Below are 18,115 nucleotides of genomic sequence, written 5' to 3'. Positions count from 1 at the left end.
ATATTAAAGTTAATGTCAGGATAAAAATCAGCCTAGTTTCCACTTTTTATTGAACTGGTGGCGGTTTTTTACTTCTTGGGGCACCTAATAAAATACAAGTATGGCAAATACATACAGATAAAAATGCACTAATACCCAATGCACCGCCATAGCCGTCAAGTTTTGGTACAAGGAATTCAAATAAGATTGAAAACAAAATAGATGAGCTTGCTACAGTATAAATACCAAATCGATGTGGGGCGCTCATACCTATGAATGTGCCGCCAAAAAATACAATTGCGTATAAATCGGGGTTCAAATTTAAAGCGCTAAAAATTAAATAAGCAATAATAGAAAGTGAAGACGACGCTCTAACCCCGTCAAAGCGACTATGCTTAGCTAAATAAAATGTTAAAAAAGCCCCAAGCAGTACAAGTAATGGGTATTCAATACTCATAATACAATTCCTTTGGCTAATACAAAAAGTGCCACGCTTGCAAAAGCTACGCTGCCAAGCTTGCCACCAAAACCTGTAAACATATTCATAGTAAGCACATACAAACTTGAGCCAATAAGCGAAATAATAGCAATTTCCCAGTAACTGGTAATTAAATGAGTTGAACACATGCCTGCAAAGCTACCAGCATAAATTGCAGCATACGGATGGTTTTTATAATGTGCAGGAAAAGGAATAAACGAGCCAATAAGCCCCGTTAGCGCAGCAGAAATCACTAAAGGTAATGCAAAAGTAGTGTGCATAGCAAAGCAAGCTACAAAGCCTAAAAAGAAAGTGATGAATTTTAAAAATAAGAATTTAATCATAGCGGCGCATTTTAAACTAATCCTTTTGCGCTTTCTAATACTCTCTAACAAATAAATGTTATAAGTAATTACAAACTTTAAAAGCGTGTTTTTTAAACGGCTTTTAGGTATTAAATATGCTTAATAGTGCCGCTGTTAATGTTCTATAAATCACAAGTTATGTATAATGGCGATAATTTAATGTATTAAAGTGTTAACCAAGGGTTATTTATGTCTAACTGTTTGCATCTGGCTATTCCGGCTGGCGATTTAAAAGTGGCTAAAGCGTTTTATTGTGACGTACTAGGCTGTAAAACGGGTAACAGTGAAGAAGGTCGCTGGGTAGATATAGATTTTTGGGGTAATGAACTTACCTTGCACCAGAGTGTTGAGCGCTTACCAACAGTTCGCCATGATGTTGATATGGGAGCTGTAGCGGTACCTCACTTTGGGATTCACTTATCTGAAGATGAATTTAACGGGTTAAAAACACGTATTGAAGATGCGGGTATTGAATACCTAGATAAACCATATCGCCGTTTTATTGGTGATGAGTTTGAGCAAGAAACGTTTTTTATTGAAGATCCAAATGGCAATGTGCTTGAAATGAAAACCATGGTAAATCCAGAGGTTTTATTTAAAAAAGTATAAATGCTGTTGTTTAAGTTAAGCTAAAAAACCACTTTAATAAGTGGTTTTTTTATAACTATTAATCAGTGTTTTGATAAATTAGTTAATATTTACAGGTAAAAAAAATTACGCTACATACATGATTTTTATTCACTCTACAATGTAGGTATAGACACGTAGACTTAATTTCAATTCTCATACTTTATTGTTATTTATGCTGCTTAAACTCATAATTGCACCTTTGCTTATTTTACTAATAACATTCGCCCAAAAACGCTTTGGTAGTTTTGTTAGCGGCATAATTCCTGGCTTGCCTATTACCTCTGGGCCTATTTCTTATTTTATAGCATTAGAGCAAGGTAAATTATTTGCAGCTAACTCAGCGGTGGCCTCTCTTTATGGTATGAGCGGTATAGGCTTATTTTGTTTTAGTTACTTGGTTGTATCACGAAGGTTTGGAATGCTTAAATCGCTTTTTACAGCGTTGAGTATTTGGTGTGTATTTAGCGTTATTACTTTATTTTTACCAGTGAATATTATTGTGGCGAGTGTGGTTTCGCTTTGTATTTTACTCAGTTTAACTATTATCTCTACAAAGCTAAATATATCAGTTGATGCAAAACCATTAAATGCCCGCTGGGAGCTTCCGGTAAAAATGATATTAGTGACGAGCTTTATCGTGCTTGTTACGTTTATATCGCAGCATATAGGGTCTGCATGGAGCGGGTTAATATCTACCTTTCCGGTTATTTTGGCGGTAATGGGCAGTGTTGCCCATTTTAGTGACAAACAAGCCTCAACGTTTAAAATTCTTAATGGCGGTATTATTGGTTCATTAGGTGGATGTGTATTTTTTGCGGTGATTGCGTTTATGTTAAAACATAACTTTATGATTTGGCAGGTGTACGCAACAGCTGCCATTTTCTCAACGTTATTTACTATTATTTTTAGCCAATTTACCAAGCAAGTTATGCTAAACACCAAAAAAGCAGTGCTTAAGATTGACTCGCTCGGTTAACTTACATATCTAAAGCCATTACCTAGTTATGTAGTTGAATTAACATTTCACTGGGGGTTTTATTAAAGTGGCGTTTAAATTCGCGGCTAAATTGCGATGGGCTGGTATAGCCAACCTTTAATGCAGCTTCGTTGGCTTTACTTCCACTAGTGGTTATGAGCTCTTTAGCCTTAGCTAAGCGTACTTTTTTTAAATACTGTAGAGGGGATTCAAACGTAACTTGCCTAAAAGCACGATGAAACGACGATACGCTCATGTTTACATCTTCAGCCAACCCCTCAACTGTAATTTGATTGGCATAACTACTGTGCATAGTTGAGAGCGTACGGGCGATACGCGCATAATGCCCATCATGCATAGCAAGCCCTATTAAAGTATGTCCTTGTGGACCACAAAGTACACGATATACCAATTCTTTTACTATATCTTCGCCAAAAACATCAGCCTCAATAGGGTTATTAAGCACGCTAAGTAAGCGGTGGGTTACTTGCTCCATTGCGCCATCTATTTTAGCCGATTGAACCCCACTCATTTGCCCAGTAGTGAATGGCTTATGTGTACCAATTTGGTTTACTAATTTATGTAACATTACCGGGTTTATATCTATCACAATACCCATAACAGGCAGGTTGTTATCGGTAAAAGCTTCGCATTCAAGTGGCACAGGTACACCTAAAACAAGGTAGTCGCCTTCACCATATTTTATTTGATGATCAGGAAAATGAATTATCTTATGTCCTTGCCCAACAATAATAATACCTGGGTTATATATAAGAGGCTGGCGCGGCGAGCTTTTACTTGCACGATGAAAATACACACCTGGAATAATGGTTTCCATGTTGCCTTCAAAGTTAAGTAAATTATTGTGCTCTGCGAATTTTTGCATCATGTTGGCTATTGAGGACATTAAAGTATCTACTATCGTACGAATTTTGCGTAAAATATCAATCTTGACAGTTTTAGGCAAGCTTTTGCGAGTTATTGGGCTTTTTTTATGTTTGTTTTGCCACTAATATGCACTCATTGAAGTTTAGCTTAGTTAGTAACTAAGCATTATATTTAGTATTTAACCGTCACCTAGGAGCAAAATAATGAAATTTAGCTACGTAAACCCAACACTTATCCAGTTCGGCCAAGAACAAATTGCCTCACTAACTGATTTGATCGCAAAGGATCAAAAAGTACTTGTAGTGTACGGCGGCGGTTCAATTAAAAAGAACGGCGTGTACGACCAAGTTGCTGCTGCACTTGAAGGCTTTGACTGGGTAGAGTTTTCGGGCGTTGGCGCTAACCCAACAATTGAAGTATTAGACCAAGCAGTAAAAATTTGTAAAGAACAAGGCATCGACTTTGTACTAGGTGTAGGCGGCGGTTCAGTAATCGACGGCGTTAAATACATTGCAGCATCTGCAGTTTATGATGGCGAAGGTTGGGATATTCCTACTGGTAAGCACACTATTACTAGCGCACTACCAATTGGTGCAATATTAACATTGCCTGCAACGGGTTCAGAGTCTAACCAAAACTCAGTTGTGAGCAAAGAAGCAACAAAGCAAAAACTACCGTTTGCATCACCAGAAGTACTTCCTAAATTTGCGATTATGGACCCTGATGTAATGAAAACATTACCACAGCGCCAACTTGTGAATGGATTAGTAGATGCATGGGTACATACCTGTGAGCAGTACCTAACATTCCCTGAAACAGCATTGGTTCAAGAAGGTTACGCAGAGGCACTTTTAAGAACGCTTAAAACACTGGGCGATAACTTTGAAAACCAAGACGACGCATGGCGTGCAAACCTTATGTGGGCAGCTAACCAAGCACTTAATGGTTTAATTGGTTCTGGTGTATCGCAAGATTGGGCAACACACATGATTGGCCACGAGCTTACAGCTGCTTACGGCGTTGATCATGCTCGTTCACTTGCTATTGTTCAGCCTTCTTTACTACGCAACCAATTTGCAGTTAAAAAAGCAAAACTAGAGCAAATGGGTAAAAACGTATTTGGTCTTGAGCAATCTGACGACTTAGCTGAGAAAACAATTTTAGCAATTGAAGCGTTTTACCACAGCCTTGACGTAGCGACCCAGCTTACTGAACATGGCGATGATAAAGCCGCTGCTATTGACAATATTATTGGCAAACTTGAAGCACACGGCATGCTAGCACTTGGTGAAAACCAAGCTATTACGCTTAAAGAAAGCCGCGAAATTTTAGAGCAAGCAGTTGCTTAATTTTCAAAGCTAAGCGCTTACTTAAATATACTAAGTTTTAGCGTTAATAAAAAACCGTCAACCTTTAGGTTGGCGGTTTTTTTATGGTTTATTATAAATACTGCGTTGCTAATTAACCAATAAAGTCTGTATTAATGTTTTTTAATGATGATAGTAAACTGTGCTCAACGGTTAGAAAAAATCTAACGATTAAATAAATTAAAACAGGACTAAACTCATGAAATTACTAAACACATTACTTAGCTCAAAAGCAGGCGTAGCAGCATTAATTTTACGAGTACCAGTTGGCCTTATTTTAGCGGCGCATGGTGCACAAAAACTATTTGCTTGGTTTGGCGGTTACGGGCTTGAAGGTACAGGTCAATGGATGGCAAGTATTGGTTTAGAGCCTGGCTATTGGTTAGCAATGATGGCAGGTAGCGCTGAGTTTTTTGGTGGCATTGCATTAGCAATTGGTTTGTTAACTCGCCCAGCTGCTGTAGTTGCCGGCTTTACTATGATGATTGCTATTTTTAGCGTACATATTAGTAATGGCTTATTTATGGCAAACAATGGCTATGAATACGCATTAACGTTACTTGTAGTAACTGTAGTTTTAGCAATTCAAGGAGCGGGAAGCTTTTCGCTTGATAACGTATTAGCTAAAAAACTCGCTAAAAAATAGAGTTTTTTAATTAGAAAAATAGCGGCCAATTTGGCCGCTATTTTTGTAGGTTAACTACTAAATTATTTAGCTGAAAAAGTTAAAGAATAGCTGTACTGCTTTTGCTCAAGTAAATACTCTTTATGAGTACTTGGGCTCCACGAATCATCGCCACCTACACCCATATGCTGATGATCAATGTGTACATGTACGCAATCATCAGCAATTAGTTCGTTAGTGTGTTTTGCTTGCGTTAGCGTACTTTGCGAATACTCGCTGGCTGCAAACAAAAACGCGCCAGTTACAGTTAAGTTATTAATACTCAGCAATTGGCAATCGCTACGCAGGCCATTATCAGTTGGAAATATATACGGTGTATGTAGCTCATTTAAGCTCAAGCTGTAATAACCTAAACGTGCTGCGGCTTTGCGATCTGGGTAGTTTTCAAAAGGCCCTAAACCTAGCCAGTTTATTTTTGTATCGCTTTGCTTGTTAAGCGTTGTACTTAGCCCTATACGCGGCATTGGCGGCAGAGTGTCGTTTAAGTGCACGTCAATGTTTAAGCTAATATTGCCGGTATTATTTAGTGTATATAGCCACTGTGTTTGAGCCTGTAGCACGCCATTAAATTCGTAATTAAATACACAAGTAATACGTACATCAACGCTTGATTGCACTGCGTGAATTGAGCTGCATGTGCGCTGCCATTGCCCTATACCTGCACGCAACCAACGAGCCTCCCATGCATTGGGGTCTAGATTGTCTACTTCGCTTACACCAATGTCGTTATCAAGTGGGGCACGATAAAAGTTATCAACCAGTGGGCTACTAATAACCTGAGTATCGTTTTGTAACCACTGCTCTATAAGCCCTGATTGCTTGCTAAAAATAAGTTTAAATTTATCGTTTTCAATACTTAGTTGAGAGTCGGTTTCATTAATTCTTATAGCGCTTTGCTCTGTAGCTGATGCAAATGACTTACTGCTTAAATTGTTACTATTTATAAGCTTAAACTGCTCTGAATCCATAACGTGATTAGCGTTTGCAAAGTGTGAGTCGTTAACTAATGCTACATCTAAATTAAGGTAATATTGCGCACCTTGCTCAAACGCTGTTTTAGTTTTAATAGTTAACGTGTGCGTACTTTGCGGGGCAATATTAAGTACATGCTCGCCTTGCTCAACACATATGCCATTTTGCATTAGTTGCCAAACCAGTTTTTCGTTATCGGTGTGTCTAAATACGTAATCGCTAAATACATCAATGCTGTATTGATTTTTAGTTTGCTCGCGCAATGTAAATTGTAAATGTTGCTGGCTATATTTAGCTTCAAACAGGCTAGGGTGCGGCGTACGGTCTGGGAACAATAAACCGTTTATACAAAATTGACGGTCATTTAGTTCATCACCAAAATCGCCGCCGTAAGCCCAATAATGTTCACCGTTTTCGTCAGTTTTAGATAAACCTTGATCTACCCAATCCCAAATAAAGCCACCTTGCAAGCGCGGATATTCTCTAAATGCTTGCCAGTAATCGTCAAAGCTACCTAGGCTATTACCCATTGCATGGGCGTACTCACATAAAATAAGCGGGCGAGTTTCACCTGGTAGGCTTAGCCACTTTTTAATAGAGTATTTAGGTACCGCATCGTCTTTAATATCGGTATCTACACGGGCGTACATTGGGCAAATAATGTCGGTAGCCGTTGTATTTGCGCCGCCGCCTTCGTATTGCACTGGGCGAGAGGGGTCAAAGCTTTTTGACCAGCCGTACATGGCATCATGATTTGCACCGTGTCCGCATTCGTTTCCTAGTGACCAAATAATAATTGAGGCGTGGTTTTTATCGCGCTCAACCATTTGCGTATAACGCGACATAAATGCACCAGCCCACTGCGGATCGCTCGCTAAACGCCCCATAGGAAACATGCCGTGTGTTTCTATATTTGCTTCATCAACTACGTATAAACCTAGCTCGTCACATAGCTCGTAAAAACGTGGATGATTAGGATAGTGAGCAGTACGCACGGCGTTAAAGTTATTTTGCTTCATCAGCTTAATATCTTCAATCATATCGGCGGTAGTAACTGCATGACCGTTTTCAGGGTGGTGCTCGTGGCGGTTAACGCCGCGAATAAGTAGCGGCTTGCCGTTTAGGCAAAGCTGCCCGTTAAGCATTTCTACTTTTCTAAAGCCAATGTTGTAGGCTTCTACATCTACAGTGTTGCCTTGCTCATCTAACAGGCTTACAACACAGCTGTATAAGTAAGGGGTTTCGGCGGTCCATTTTTTAGGGCTTTGTATATCAATTGTTTGAAATACAACATCGCTCCAGCCACCTTTTTCATCAACACGTTTATTGTTAGTACTTTGAATTTGTGGCTCACATAGCGCCTGTTCGCCATCAAAAACTTGCACTGCTATTTGATAGTCATTTGGCGCATTAATCGCCGTTTTTATATGTAGCGTTGCATCGCGATAGCAAGCGTCTAAATCGGGGGTTATAAACACATCACGTATTTGGTTTTGTGGTTTTGTAAGTAAGTTAACATCGCGAAAAATACCGCTTAGCCACCACATGTCCTGATCTTCTAAATAACTGCCATCGCTCCAACGAATAACCATAACGGCAATGCGGTTAGTGCCTGCCACTAACAGTTCGCTTAAATCAAACTCGCTCGGTAAACGGCTATCTTGTGAATAACCCACCCACTGTCCGTTACACCACAGGTGAAACGCCGAGTTAACGCCTTCAAAAATAATATGATTACGCTGAGTTAGCTGACTTTCGCTTATATTAAATTCAGTGCGGTAACAGCCTGTAGGGTTATCGCTTGGTACAAAAGGCGGGTTAACTGCAAATGGGTATTTAACATTACAGTAAATAGGTTTATCAAAGCCGTGTAATTGCCAGTTAGAAGGCACTGTAATGCTTTGCCAGTCGCTGTTTAGTGTTTCACTTAGCAATGACTCATCAACCGCTTCGGGTTTATCAAATAATTTAAAGTCCCATTGCCCATTTAAACACTGTTTTTGTGGCTGTGTATTGGTGCGAGCATGTTCAACGCTTTTAAAACCATTGAGTGGGCTGTGCGCTTTTACTTGATTAACTTGTACTGAAATTGGGTTTTCCCAATCGCGGCGATTAATTATATGCTGTAAAGAGGTCATGTTTATCCTATTGCATAAGCGGGCAATTATTATGTGCTAAATATAGCTAAAAATAATCACAGGGGTTATGCTTAAAGCTCTCCTTTATTTATCCAAAACTATCATTGTAATTATGCGCTATAACATTAAAGACATACTCGATATTGGTCCGCGCTGTATAGAACGCTTTATTGATTCACAAACGCTCGCGCAAATGCCAAACCTTGAAATAGCACTTGCGGGTTGCTCAAACCTATCGGGTCGTTATTGTGTAGCACGCTCAGCACCGCTAGAACATACACTTTTTTATACGCTTGCAGGGCAGGGTAAATTAACAACACAAAATGAGCAGTACACACTTAATGCCAATACACTTATTGTGCTACCAGCAAAGCAAAGCTTTGAAGTGAAAATTGATGCTGAATATTGGGATGTTATTTGGTTAAACCTTGCAAATACTAAACGTTGGCAGCATTTAAACTTAGCGCAAGCATTGGTATTAACCGAGCAAAAACTTGAGCCGTTACACCTTGCTATGGAGCTTTTATACAGCGAGCCCAATGCTAATTTACGCGAAAGCGTAACGCCTATTTTAAGTCATTACTTAAATGCTACGCTGCAAAATAACTCTCAGGGTGCGGCGCATAATCGTTTAATTAGTCTGTTTGAAGAGGTAGATAAGCGCTTGCAGTTTGATTGGACAATAGAGGCAATGTGCGAACATGTGCATTACTCATCGCCGCATTTGCATCGTTTATGCCAAGCGCAATTTGGTAAAAGTCCAATACAACAACTTATTTATTTACGCATTGAGCGAGCTAAAAACTTACTGTTAAACACGGCTTGGCCAATTTCGCATGTGGCAAGTTATGTGGGGTACTCTAATATTTTTAATTTTTCCAAACGTTTTAAGAAGTCGGTAGGTGTGTCGCCAAGCGAATTTAGAAAATAACGTTAGCGGCTCTCTACATTTGAATAAATTTAAGGTATTGTGCGATTTCTTAAATTGCATTTTAGAGTTTTAGGTAGGTAATGCGCTCAAACCGTTTTTTAATAGTGATATTATTAGTGCTTGTACATAGCTTTATTAGCTGTGATGGTGCTGCGTATCATTTGCAAGAAGACGTTGATCACGTAACCAGTTCGTTATCGCAAGGCGACTCCACAGCCGATGATAACCAAAGCGATAAAACATCAACTACCGAGATTCATGCCCACCAACATTGCCATTGTGGCTACAACAGCACCTCTAGCCATTCAATAAGCCCAGAGCAAAGTAAAGCAACTTCGCCTGCGTGTTATAACGGGTTAAATTACCCGCCAGATGTACCGCCACCAAATTTTTATAGCTAGCTTTTAATTTTAAATACTTTGTAAAAACTGCCTGCGCTTGTGCGCTATTAGGCTAGTTATTTACATATTTAGGTTGCTTGATCGCGCTTGTTTTTAAAATAGGCGTAGTGATTAAGTTAACTCTGTTTGTTAAAAAACGGACACGCTATATGAATAAAAAACCAATTATGCTGGTGGCGCTAATGTGCGCGCTACCTGCTTTTAGTACTTTGGCGAATGTTAAAACATTAACCCTTAAGCAGGCACTGAGTAATACCGAACAACAAAATCTGGTATTAAAACGCTACCCTTATCATCAAAAAATATTGAGTGCGCTTAAATCTCAAGCTGCTCTTTCGCCTAATCCTGTATTGAATATTGAAGCTGAAAACTTACTGGGCACAAACAAGGCGCGTGGCATTCAAGGCGCTGAAATAACACTTGGGCTTAGCCAACTAATAGAGCTGGGCGATAAGCGCCAAAGCCGTATTAATTACGCAACCGCCAATATTAAAGCCCAAGCAATACAGTATCAAAATACCCGTTTAGCCTTATTAGCAACCACTGCTGAGCGATACTACCAAGGGCTTAAATTTCAAACATTATTAAGTTTAAACAACGAGCGTAAACAGGTAGTTACCCAGGCGCTTAAAGCGATTGAACAAAGAGCCAATGCGGGTGCTGCGTCGCAAGCTGATGTAACGCGCATGCGTTATGCACTTAGCCAAGTAGAGCTTGATAAAGCCATGCTTAATAGTGAATTTGAGCGAGCAAGTTTATCGCTTAACGAGCTGTGGAGTGAGGAGCAACCCTACGATACTTTTGCTGGCAATATTAATGCAATTACTGCGCTTAAATCAGCGCAAGCACTTTTAGATGCGGTTAACCAAGCCCCTGAATTTGCATTATTACAGCAGCAATATTTACAGCAAACAGCTAACTTAACACTGCAAAAAGCAAACGGACAAACCGATATTAATATAGGGGGAGGCGTGCGCTATAACCAACAAAGCGACTCCAGCTCATTAGTGTTTTCGTTTTCTATGCCACTGCAATTAAGTAATTCAAATAGCGGAAATATTGCAGCTGCAAATAGTCAGCTCATGCTTTTAAATGAGCAGCAAGGGCAATTGCGCATCCAGTTACGCCAGCAAGTACGTACTTTGTACGCTTATTATCAAGGTCGAGCTAATCAGGCAAAGCTATTATCTGATGAAATTATTCCTCAGGCACAAACATTGATTGAGCAAAGCTTAAAAAGTTATCAACGCGGACAAATTTCGGTGTTGCAATTACTTGATGCTCAACAAGCACTTTTTGATTCTAAACGCACACTTATTACAACTCACGCAGAGCTGTACCAAGTGCTACTTACTCTTGAGCGTTTAACAGGCCAATCTTTAATTGAGACTCATCAATCATGAATAAAAATATAATCGCATTACTAGTATCACTTTCGTTTGCCAGCAGCTTTGTAAGCACAGATGTATTTGCCTCTGCTGAGCATGGCGAGTCAGGTCATAAAGAAACAGAGCAACACGAGCAAAAGCAAGGTCCACACGGCGGCTTTTTATTAACTGATCCTAAATTAACCCTTGAGCTTAAATTGCAAGAATTTGCAGGTAATGTTGAGCTGCGCGTATACGGCTATAAGCAAAATCAGCCGATTAATATAAACGACTTAAACATAACAATGAGTTTAAAGCGCTTAGTTGAAGCCCCGCAAAATATACAGTTTACAGCTGAGGGCGACTATCTTGTGAGCACGCAATCAATTAACGAACCGCATTCGTTTGCACTTACCGTTACTGCTAATTATAACAGTGAGAGCATTAGCTATGAGTACGATCAACACGAAGGGCAAACCACGTTAACAGAGCGAGCTATTGAGCGCGCAGGCATTAAAACCGAGATAGCGCAAAGTGGTGAAGTAGATATTACCGATACGCTTTTTGGCGTTATTGCCCCAACGCAGCACGGCACGGTAGAAGTAATGGCGCCGTATGCCGGATTGATCAGTGATATTTTTGTAAGCATTGGTCAAAACGTTAAAAAAGGCGAAGTACTTGCCAATGTAACCAACCGTGAAACACTGCAAAACTACCCTATTAAAAGCCCTATTAGCGGCGTTGTAACCGAGCAATACTTAAAGCGTGGCGAGCTTGCAAGCACCAGCGCACTGATGCAGGTAGTTAACCTTGATAAAGTATGGGTTGAGTTATCTGCTTTTCCTGAAAATATTGAAAAACTAGCCATTGGTCAAAGCGCTAAAGTGTACGACTTGCATCACCATTTAAATACGCAAGGCAAAGTGTTTTTTATAGCCCCAATGATGACTGGCGGGCACATAGCGCGTGCCCGTATAGAGCTTAATAACCCAGACGGGCATTGGCGCCCAGGCATGCATATAAATAGCGATGTAAGTGTGGCTAAAATAAATGCCAGCGTGCGTGTTAAGCCACAAGCAATTCAAGAATTTAACGGTCAACCCAGTGTGTTTGTTCGTAAAAATAATGTATTTGAAGTGCGTCCCGTTACCTTAGGTGCAAAAAATAGCGAGTGGGTAGAAGTACTTACAGGCTTAAACGCAGGTAGCGAATACGTAACAGACAATAGTTATGTCATTAAAGCTGATATTTTAAAAAGCGGCGCAAGCCACGCTCACTAGGAGGCACCATGATTAATTGGATAGTTTCTTTTGCGGTTAAACGCCGCATGCTGGTGCTTGCGCTTACATTTTTATTTGCTGGATTTGGTGTATACAACATTCAAAATTTAGCAGTAGACGCAGTACCCGATATAACTAACGTACAAGTGCAAATTAATACCAAAGCGCAGGGTTTTACGCCATTAGAAGTAGAGCAACGCATTACCTATTTGGTAGAAACCGCCATGGCGGGCATACCTAAGCTTGATTATACCCGTTCGCTTTCGCGTTATGGGCTTTCGCAAGTAACGGTTATTTTTAATGAAGGCACCGATATTTATTGGGCGCGTCAGCAAATTGGTGAGCGTATTCAAAGTATTCGCTCCGACTTACCTAATAACGTAGAGCCAAACTTGGGTCCTATTGCCAGTGGTTTAGGCGAAATATTTACTTATAGTGTGCACGCCACGCCTAATGCGTTAAAAGAAGATGGCACCGCCTACAACGCCGAAGACTTACGCACTTTGCAAGATTGGGTTATTCGTCCGCAGCTTTTAAAAGTAAAAGGCGTTACCGAAATAAACAGCCAAGGTGGTTTTGAGCGCCAATACCAAGTAGCGCCAGTGCCCGAAAAACTCATTGCCTATAAGCTTACTATTAGCGATGTAATTAGTGCACTTGAGGTTAATAACAGTAACCGAGGCGCAGGCTATATAGAGCGCTTTGACGGGCAATATTTAGTACGCTCGCCTGGGCAGCTTAAAACACTAGAAGACATAGCCAATACCGTTATAGCTAAGCGCGACGATGCGCCTGTACGCATTAAAGATGTGGCTAACGTGCTTTTAGGCAAAGAGCTTAGAACCGGCGCGGCCACTTATAACGGCGAAGAAACCGTGCTCGGCACCGCCATGATGCTAATTGGCGAAAACAGCCGCATAGTGGCAAAAGCCATGGCTGATAAGTTAATTGATGTGCAAAAAAGCTTACCCGCTGGCGTTATTGTTGAGGCAGTTTACGACCGTACTACTCTTGTTGATAAAACCATAGCAACCGTGCAAACCAACTTATTTGAAGGTGCCATTTTAGTGATAGTAATTTTGCTATTACTGCTGGGTAATGTAACGGGCGCGCTTATTACGGCAATGGTTATTCCGTTGAGTATGTTGTTTGCCGTTACAGGTATGGTAGGTAATCGCGTATCGGGTAACCTAATGAGTTTAGGCGCAATCGACTTTGGTTTAATTGTTGATGGTGCTGTAATTGTAGTTGAAAACTGCCTGCGCCAACTCGGTGTAGCTCAGCATAAACATGGCAGGCTACTTACTTTAAACGAGCGTTTAAATGTAGTGACCGCAGCCACCAAAGAAGTATTTACACCGGCTGTATTTGGCATTGTTATTATTATGCTGGTTTACTTACCTTTATTTGCACTAAGCGGCGTTGAAGGCAAAATGTTTCAGCCAATGGCGTTTACTGTAGTTGCGGCGTTAATTGGCGCGCTTATATTTGGCGTTACATTTGTACCGGCTGCTATTGCAGTGTTTGTTCGCGGTAAGGTTGATGAAACCGAAAACGCAGTCATGCGCGGCGTTAAAAAAGTGTATAAGCCATTACTTGGTATATCGCTTAAATTACCGTGGCTGATGGTGGGTATTGCCACGGCATTAGTATTGGTGCTTGGTTTTAAAGTTAAAAACATGGGCGCAGAATTTTTACCGAAACTTGATGAGGGCGATATTGCTATGCACGCGCTGCGCATTACTGGCACCGGTATTGAGCAATCTGTCCAAATGCAAAAAGAGCTTGAGCAAGCCATATTAGATCAGCCTGAGGTTGCTAACGTATTTTCAAAAATTGGTACTGCCGATGTAGCAAGCGATCCTATGCCGCCCAATGTTGCCGATACTTTTTTAATACTCAAACCGCAAGATGAGTGGCCTAATCCAGCACTTACTAAAGCAGAATTGGTTCAGCAAATTCGTACCCGTGTTAACGATGTCCCTGGTAATAATTACGAATTTACACAACCAATAGAAATGCGCTTTAATGAGTTAATTGCTGGCGTGCGCGCCGATGTGGCACTGCGTATTTATGGTGACGACTTAAGCGTACTTAAAGAGTTTGGCGAAAAAGCCACAGGGCTAATGCGTAATATTGCAGGTGCTACCGATGTACGTTTGGAGCAAATGGAAGGATTGCCAACACTTTCGGTAACACCAATGCGCGACCATATGGCGTTATTGGGTTTAAGCGTAAACGATATTCAACAGACACTTGCCGCCGCTGTTGGTGGTGTGCAAACCGGACTAATTTACGAAGGCGATAAACGTTTTTCGTTATTAGTACGCCTTGATAAACGTTGGTCTAGCGATGTATCAGCACTTGCTCGTTTGCCAGTTGCTTTACCTAAAGATAGTAACCCAGAACTTGCGTTTGTACCGCTTGGCGAAGTGGCAACAATTAGCATTGAAAAAGGGCCTAATCAAATAAACCGCGAAAGCGGTAAACGTAACGTAGTGGTAACTGCCAATGTGGAAGGGCGCGATTTAGCAAGCTTTGTAAGTGATGCGCAAGCAAGCATGAATGAATCACTTAACTTACCAAGTGGCTATTGGCTTGAATACGGCGGCACGTTTGAGCAGCTACAATCAGCAAGTAAGCGATTGTCGTTGGTTGTGCCGGTCACTTTACTGCTTATATTTGGCTTACTGTATAGCGCCTTTGGATCGCTTCGTGATTCATTGATTATATTTAGTGGTGTGCCACTGGCATTAACGGGTGGTGTGCTTGCGTTATTGCTGCGCGATATGCCGCTTTCAATATCAGCGGGTGTCGGCTTTATTGCCCTAAGTGGTGTCGCGGTATTAAACGGCGTGGTTATGCTGTCGTTTATAAAGCAGTTACGAAGCGATGGTTTAAGTTTGTTTGATGCAATTCACAGCGGTGCATTACAGCGCTTGCGCCCAGTACTGATGACGGCGCTGGTGGCAAGTTTAGGCTTTATACCTATGGCGCTTAATTCGGGAACGGGTTCTGAAATGCAAAAACCTCTCGCGACAGTAGTGGTTGGCGGGATTATTTCATCAACTCTACTGACACTATTAATATTGCCTGCGCTTTATAAGTTAGTACATTCTAAATTTACTAAAAAAGCAGAAGCTGAATTAGCTTAAATACTAGCTACTGATAATGTAATAAAAAAGCAGCTGTACTTACAGCTGCTTTTTTATTTGGGTATTATTTAGCAAAAATACTACATTAATTATATTGAAAAAGATTATCCCAACGCTCATCTAATATCGTTTTTGCGTGTTCTAAATTGATTGCGCTATACACATCACTAGTGCACGTTACCAAACGCATACGTACCAGCTTTTCAAGTGCGTCGCTAATTTCAAAATCAAGATCGCACTGGTATTTGCTTTTAAACCAATGCTCTATTTGTTCATCAAGCGTTTGGGCGGTTAAGCCGCTTTCTGATTTGAGTAAAAAGGTATACGCAAGCAGGGCTTCTTTTATGTCTTCTTCTTCGGCGGCGTCAATAAGCGTGTGAAAAACACCCGCGTTATTATCAAGGTTTTTAAAGTAGAGGTTATCGCTAAGCGCTTTCATAAATTTAATTTTACGGTTTTTAAACTTACTCCATTCTTTAAAAATAAAGCTGCCAAATACTCCCATGCCAATAGCAAAGGTAATAAAATGTTGTTGGGTCATTTCTACAGCTTCACTTCTAAAACCACCCCAAAAAGCAAACAAAGCAAGCAATAATACGATTGATGCGCCAAGTTTAGTTATAAGTACCACTGCACCGCCAACTAAAGCCGATGAGCCAATAATTGCTTTATCAATAGGGCGCATGCGTACTTCGCTATTAGGAAATAGCATTTCGAGATCGGCCTTTGGCACATTTTGAAACAGCTTTACTATGGTTGAGCTTGGCTCAAATCCCATTGGCGTTTTATTTTTAGTTTCAAAATAAGCGCTGTCTTTAAAGCGAATAAACACGGCAACACGGTCGTAATTAGTAAAGTGCAGCGGCTTTTTACGCAAGCCCCAAAAGCTGGTAATGGTTTCAGTGAGTTGCGACTCGCCACGGCGATAAAAAACCACTTCTTCAAAGTCGTCAAATTCAACTTCAAGGCGCACCTTAAATAGTGACTCTTCGTTTAATGCATCTTGTAAGTCTTCATTGGTGATCACTTCAAAATTAGCGGCATTAAGCACCTTAGCAAAATCTTTAGCAAACTCATGTTGGCACTGCGCTTTTTGATCCGCCGATACTGGCGCTAACGATCGCGTGTCACTGTTGGGATCAAAAGGGGCGTAGTTGTTTTTAAGTGACTCAAGTGTTGAGTGGTAATCGTAATGAATAAGGCTTGCTAGTAAATCGCAAAATTGTTTAAACGATGTTTTTTGTGTACTGCTTTTAAGCTCTTCGCTACACATATCAACAATATCTTGCTTTCTAAAGGGAATAAAACGCGCACTTTGCATAAATTAATAACTACTGTGATAGGGAATCTAACTGCATGGGCACATAATAAAATATTATTATGGATATTACTAATTTGTTAATGCAGTAGGGCGTATTGATCATTGGTGGTTGAATTTGCAGCTGTGTGTTTGGTTTTTAGGCAAGGCAGAGCCTATGTAGTGTGGTTATTCCCCATAAATAAGGCGATAACGCAGCATAAATACCAAACATGCGCTGCCCTCTGGGTTCTTTCTAGGGACGATTAACTCTTTGTTGCCTGCATGGATGTAGGTAAGGGGCGTGAGCAGGACGCGCAAGCTTTGCTCGATTTTTACTTAGCCCACTAGGTTACAAACCTCGCACCGCGATTTAATCGCCCCTAGATTGAACAAATTTCAATCCACAAAGATCAATACGCCCTAGGACCTGATAAATTTAGTACACTGTTTTCAGCGTGTATTAACCTAAATGTGTAATTATTGGCTTATTGAATACTCTTGTTCTTATTTATAAGTGAAAAGGATTTACTATGGCCATTCAAAAAAAGCTAAAAGAAAAAACGCGTAATTTTATCGGCTCTAAGCATATGCTAAGTGGTATTACAGTGGCGTCGTTTTTAGAGTCAACCATAGTTCCTATTCCACTTGAAGCAGTGCTTGTGCCTCTTATGCAGGCTCGTCGAGAAAAGCTATGGCTTATTGCGCTAATGGCGACTTTGGGTTGCATAGTGGGCGCATTGTTTGGTTATGCGTTGGGTTATTATTTATTTGATGCGGTTGGCGATTGGATTATTAATACGTTTTCGAGCCCTGAGCAATTTGAAAACGTTAAACAGCAAATGCAAGATCAAGGTTTTTGGTTTGTAATAACACTAGGCATAGTGCCTATTCCGTTTCAAATAGCGATGCTTGCAGCAGGCGCGACTAAGTACTCTATTTGGCTGTTTTTGTTGGCCTCAGGTATTGCGCGTTCTATTCGTTACTTTGGTCTGGCTATTATTGTTTATTATGCAGGTAATGAAGCTGAGCGAATCATTAGCAAACACAAAACTAAGGCAATGGTTTTAATAACGTTACTTGTGTTAGGAGTTTGGGGATTAAGCTTGGTGATTTAAGCTCATTATTAAAGGTTATTAACCACCTTATTCTAATAAGCCTTTTTGGTAATGTGCTATAGTTTTTTAATATAGTATCGAAAAGCTT

General features: G+C 40.5%; 15 protein-coding genes. 10 read left to right on the top strand and 5 right to left on the bottom strand.

Annotated features, from left to right (window positions below):
• Positions 1-46: 46 nt before the first annotated feature.
• Entirely contained in the window at positions 47-436 is a 390-nt protein-coding gene (locus tag CXF64_RS07950) for a hypothetical protein (protein WP_007587227.1), read from the bottom strand.
• A complete protein-coding gene (locus CXF64_RS07945) occupies positions 433-738 on the bottom strand; it encodes a hypothetical protein (RefSeq protein WP_007587218.1) in 306 nt (101 codons plus the stop codon). Before CXF64_RS07945 ends, CXF64_RS07950 begins: the two co-directional genes overlap by 4 nt.
• A gap of 273 nt (positions 739-1,011) precedes the next feature.
• Here CXF64_RS07945 and CXF64_RS07940 point away from each other — a divergent pair, with 273 nt between their 5' ends.
• Positions 1,012-1,431, top strand: coding sequence for a VOC family protein (locus CXF64_RS07940; RefSeq protein WP_010554617.1), 420 nt, complete (start codon positions 1,012-1,014; stop codon positions 1,429-1,431).
• 193 nt (positions 1,432-1,624) lie between these two features.
• Complete coding sequence (locus CXF64_RS07935) at positions 1,625-2,428, top strand: hypothetical protein (RefSeq protein WP_101216756.1); 804 nt, start codon at positions 1,625-1,627, stop codon at positions 2,426-2,428.
• A 22-nt stretch (positions 2,429-2,450) separates the two neighbouring features.
• On the opposite strand, the gene CXF64_RS07930 is transcribed toward CXF64_RS07935, so the two are convergent.
• Entirely contained in the window at positions 2,451-3,335 is an 885-nt protein-coding gene (locus CXF64_RS07930) for an AraC family transcriptional regulator (RefSeq protein ID WP_101216755.1), read from the bottom strand.
• A 184-nt stretch (positions 3,336-3,519) separates the two neighbouring features.
• Between CXF64_RS07930 and CXF64_RS07925 the strand changes: the two genes are divergently transcribed.
• A complete protein-coding gene (locus CXF64_RS07925; RefSeq protein WP_007587207.1) occupies positions 3,520-4,665 on the top strand; it encodes an iron-containing alcohol dehydrogenase in 1,146 nt (381 codons plus the stop codon).
• 217 nt (positions 4,666-4,882) lie between these two features.
• Positions 4,883-5,329 carry a DoxX family protein gene (locus CXF64_RS07920; RefSeq protein ID WP_101216754.1) on the top strand — a complete coding sequence of 149 codons (447 nt, stop codon included), beginning with the start codon at positions 4,883-4,885 and terminating at the stop codon, positions 5,327-5,329.
• Positions 5,330-5,391: 62 nt separating this feature from the next.
• Here CXF64_RS07920 and CXF64_RS07915 read toward each other — a convergent pair whose 3' ends face one another.
• Positions 5,392-8,478: a beta-galactosidase gene (locus tag CXF64_RS07915; protein WP_101216753.1), complete on the bottom strand. Its 3,087-nt coding sequence runs from the start codon at positions 8,476-8,478 to the stop codon at positions 5,392-5,394.
• A 112-nt stretch (positions 8,479-8,590) separates the two neighbouring features.
• Between CXF64_RS07915 and CXF64_RS07910 the strand changes: the two genes are divergently transcribed.
• The 5 genes from CXF64_RS07910 to CXF64_RS07890 all read left to right on the top strand — a co-directional run bounded on the left by CXF64_RS07910 (position 8,591) and on the right by CXF64_RS07890 (position 15,612).
• Positions 8,591-9,409 carry an AraC family transcriptional regulator gene (locus CXF64_RS07910; protein WP_101216778.1) on the top strand — a complete coding sequence of 273 codons (819 nt, stop codon included), beginning with the start codon at positions 8,591-8,593 and terminating at the stop codon, positions 9,407-9,409.
• An 80-nt stretch (positions 9,410-9,489) separates the two neighbouring features.
• Positions 9,490-9,810: a hypothetical protein gene (locus CXF64_RS07905; protein ID WP_008135125.1), complete on the top strand. Its 321-nt coding sequence runs from the start codon at positions 9,490-9,492 to the stop codon at positions 9,808-9,810.
• Between the two features lie 149 nt (positions 9,811-9,959).
• Positions 9,960-11,213 carry a TolC family protein gene (locus CXF64_RS07900; RefSeq protein ID WP_101216752.1) on the top strand — a complete coding sequence of 418 codons (1,254 nt, stop codon included), beginning with the start codon at positions 9,960-9,962 and terminating at the stop codon, positions 11,211-11,213.
• Positions 11,210-12,457: an efflux RND transporter periplasmic adaptor subunit gene (locus CXF64_RS07895; RefSeq protein ID WP_101216751.1), complete on the top strand. Its 1,248-nt coding sequence runs from the start codon at positions 11,210-11,212 to the stop codon at positions 12,455-12,457. Before CXF64_RS07900 ends, CXF64_RS07895 begins: the two co-directional genes overlap by 4 nt.
• A gap of 8 nt (positions 12,458-12,465) precedes the next feature.
• Positions 12,466-15,612: an efflux RND transporter permease subunit gene (locus CXF64_RS07890; RefSeq protein ID WP_101216750.1), complete on the top strand. Its 3,147-nt coding sequence runs from the start codon at positions 12,466-12,468 to the stop codon at positions 15,610-15,612.
• Positions 15,613-15,697: 85 nt separating this feature from the next.
• Here CXF64_RS07890 and CXF64_RS07885 read toward each other — a convergent pair whose 3' ends face one another.
• The gene (locus CXF64_RS07885) at positions 15,698-16,933 is read right to left on the bottom strand and encodes a TMEM143 family protein (protein WP_007587190.1); all 1,236 of its coding nucleotides are present in this window, start codon (positions 16,931-16,933) and stop codon (positions 15,698-15,700) included.
• A gap of 509 nt (positions 16,934-17,442) precedes the next feature.
• Between CXF64_RS07885 and CXF64_RS07880 the strand changes: the two genes are divergently transcribed.
• Complete coding sequence (locus tag CXF64_RS07880; RefSeq protein ID WP_101216749.1) at positions 17,443-18,027, top strand: YqaA family protein; 585 nt, start codon at positions 17,443-17,445, stop codon at positions 18,025-18,027.
• The last annotated feature ends 88 nt before the right edge of the window (positions 18,028-18,115 follow it).

Origin of the sequence: Pseudoalteromonas sp. GutCa3 (assembly GCF_002836155.1) — a bacterium.
Classification (GTDB): domain Bacteria; phylum Pseudomonadota; class Gammaproteobacteria; order Enterobacterales; family Alteromonadaceae; genus Pseudoalteromonas; species Pseudoalteromonas arctica.
Note: the sequence above shows the minus strand (reverse complement) of the source record. Positions and strands in the feature narration are given on the sequence as shown.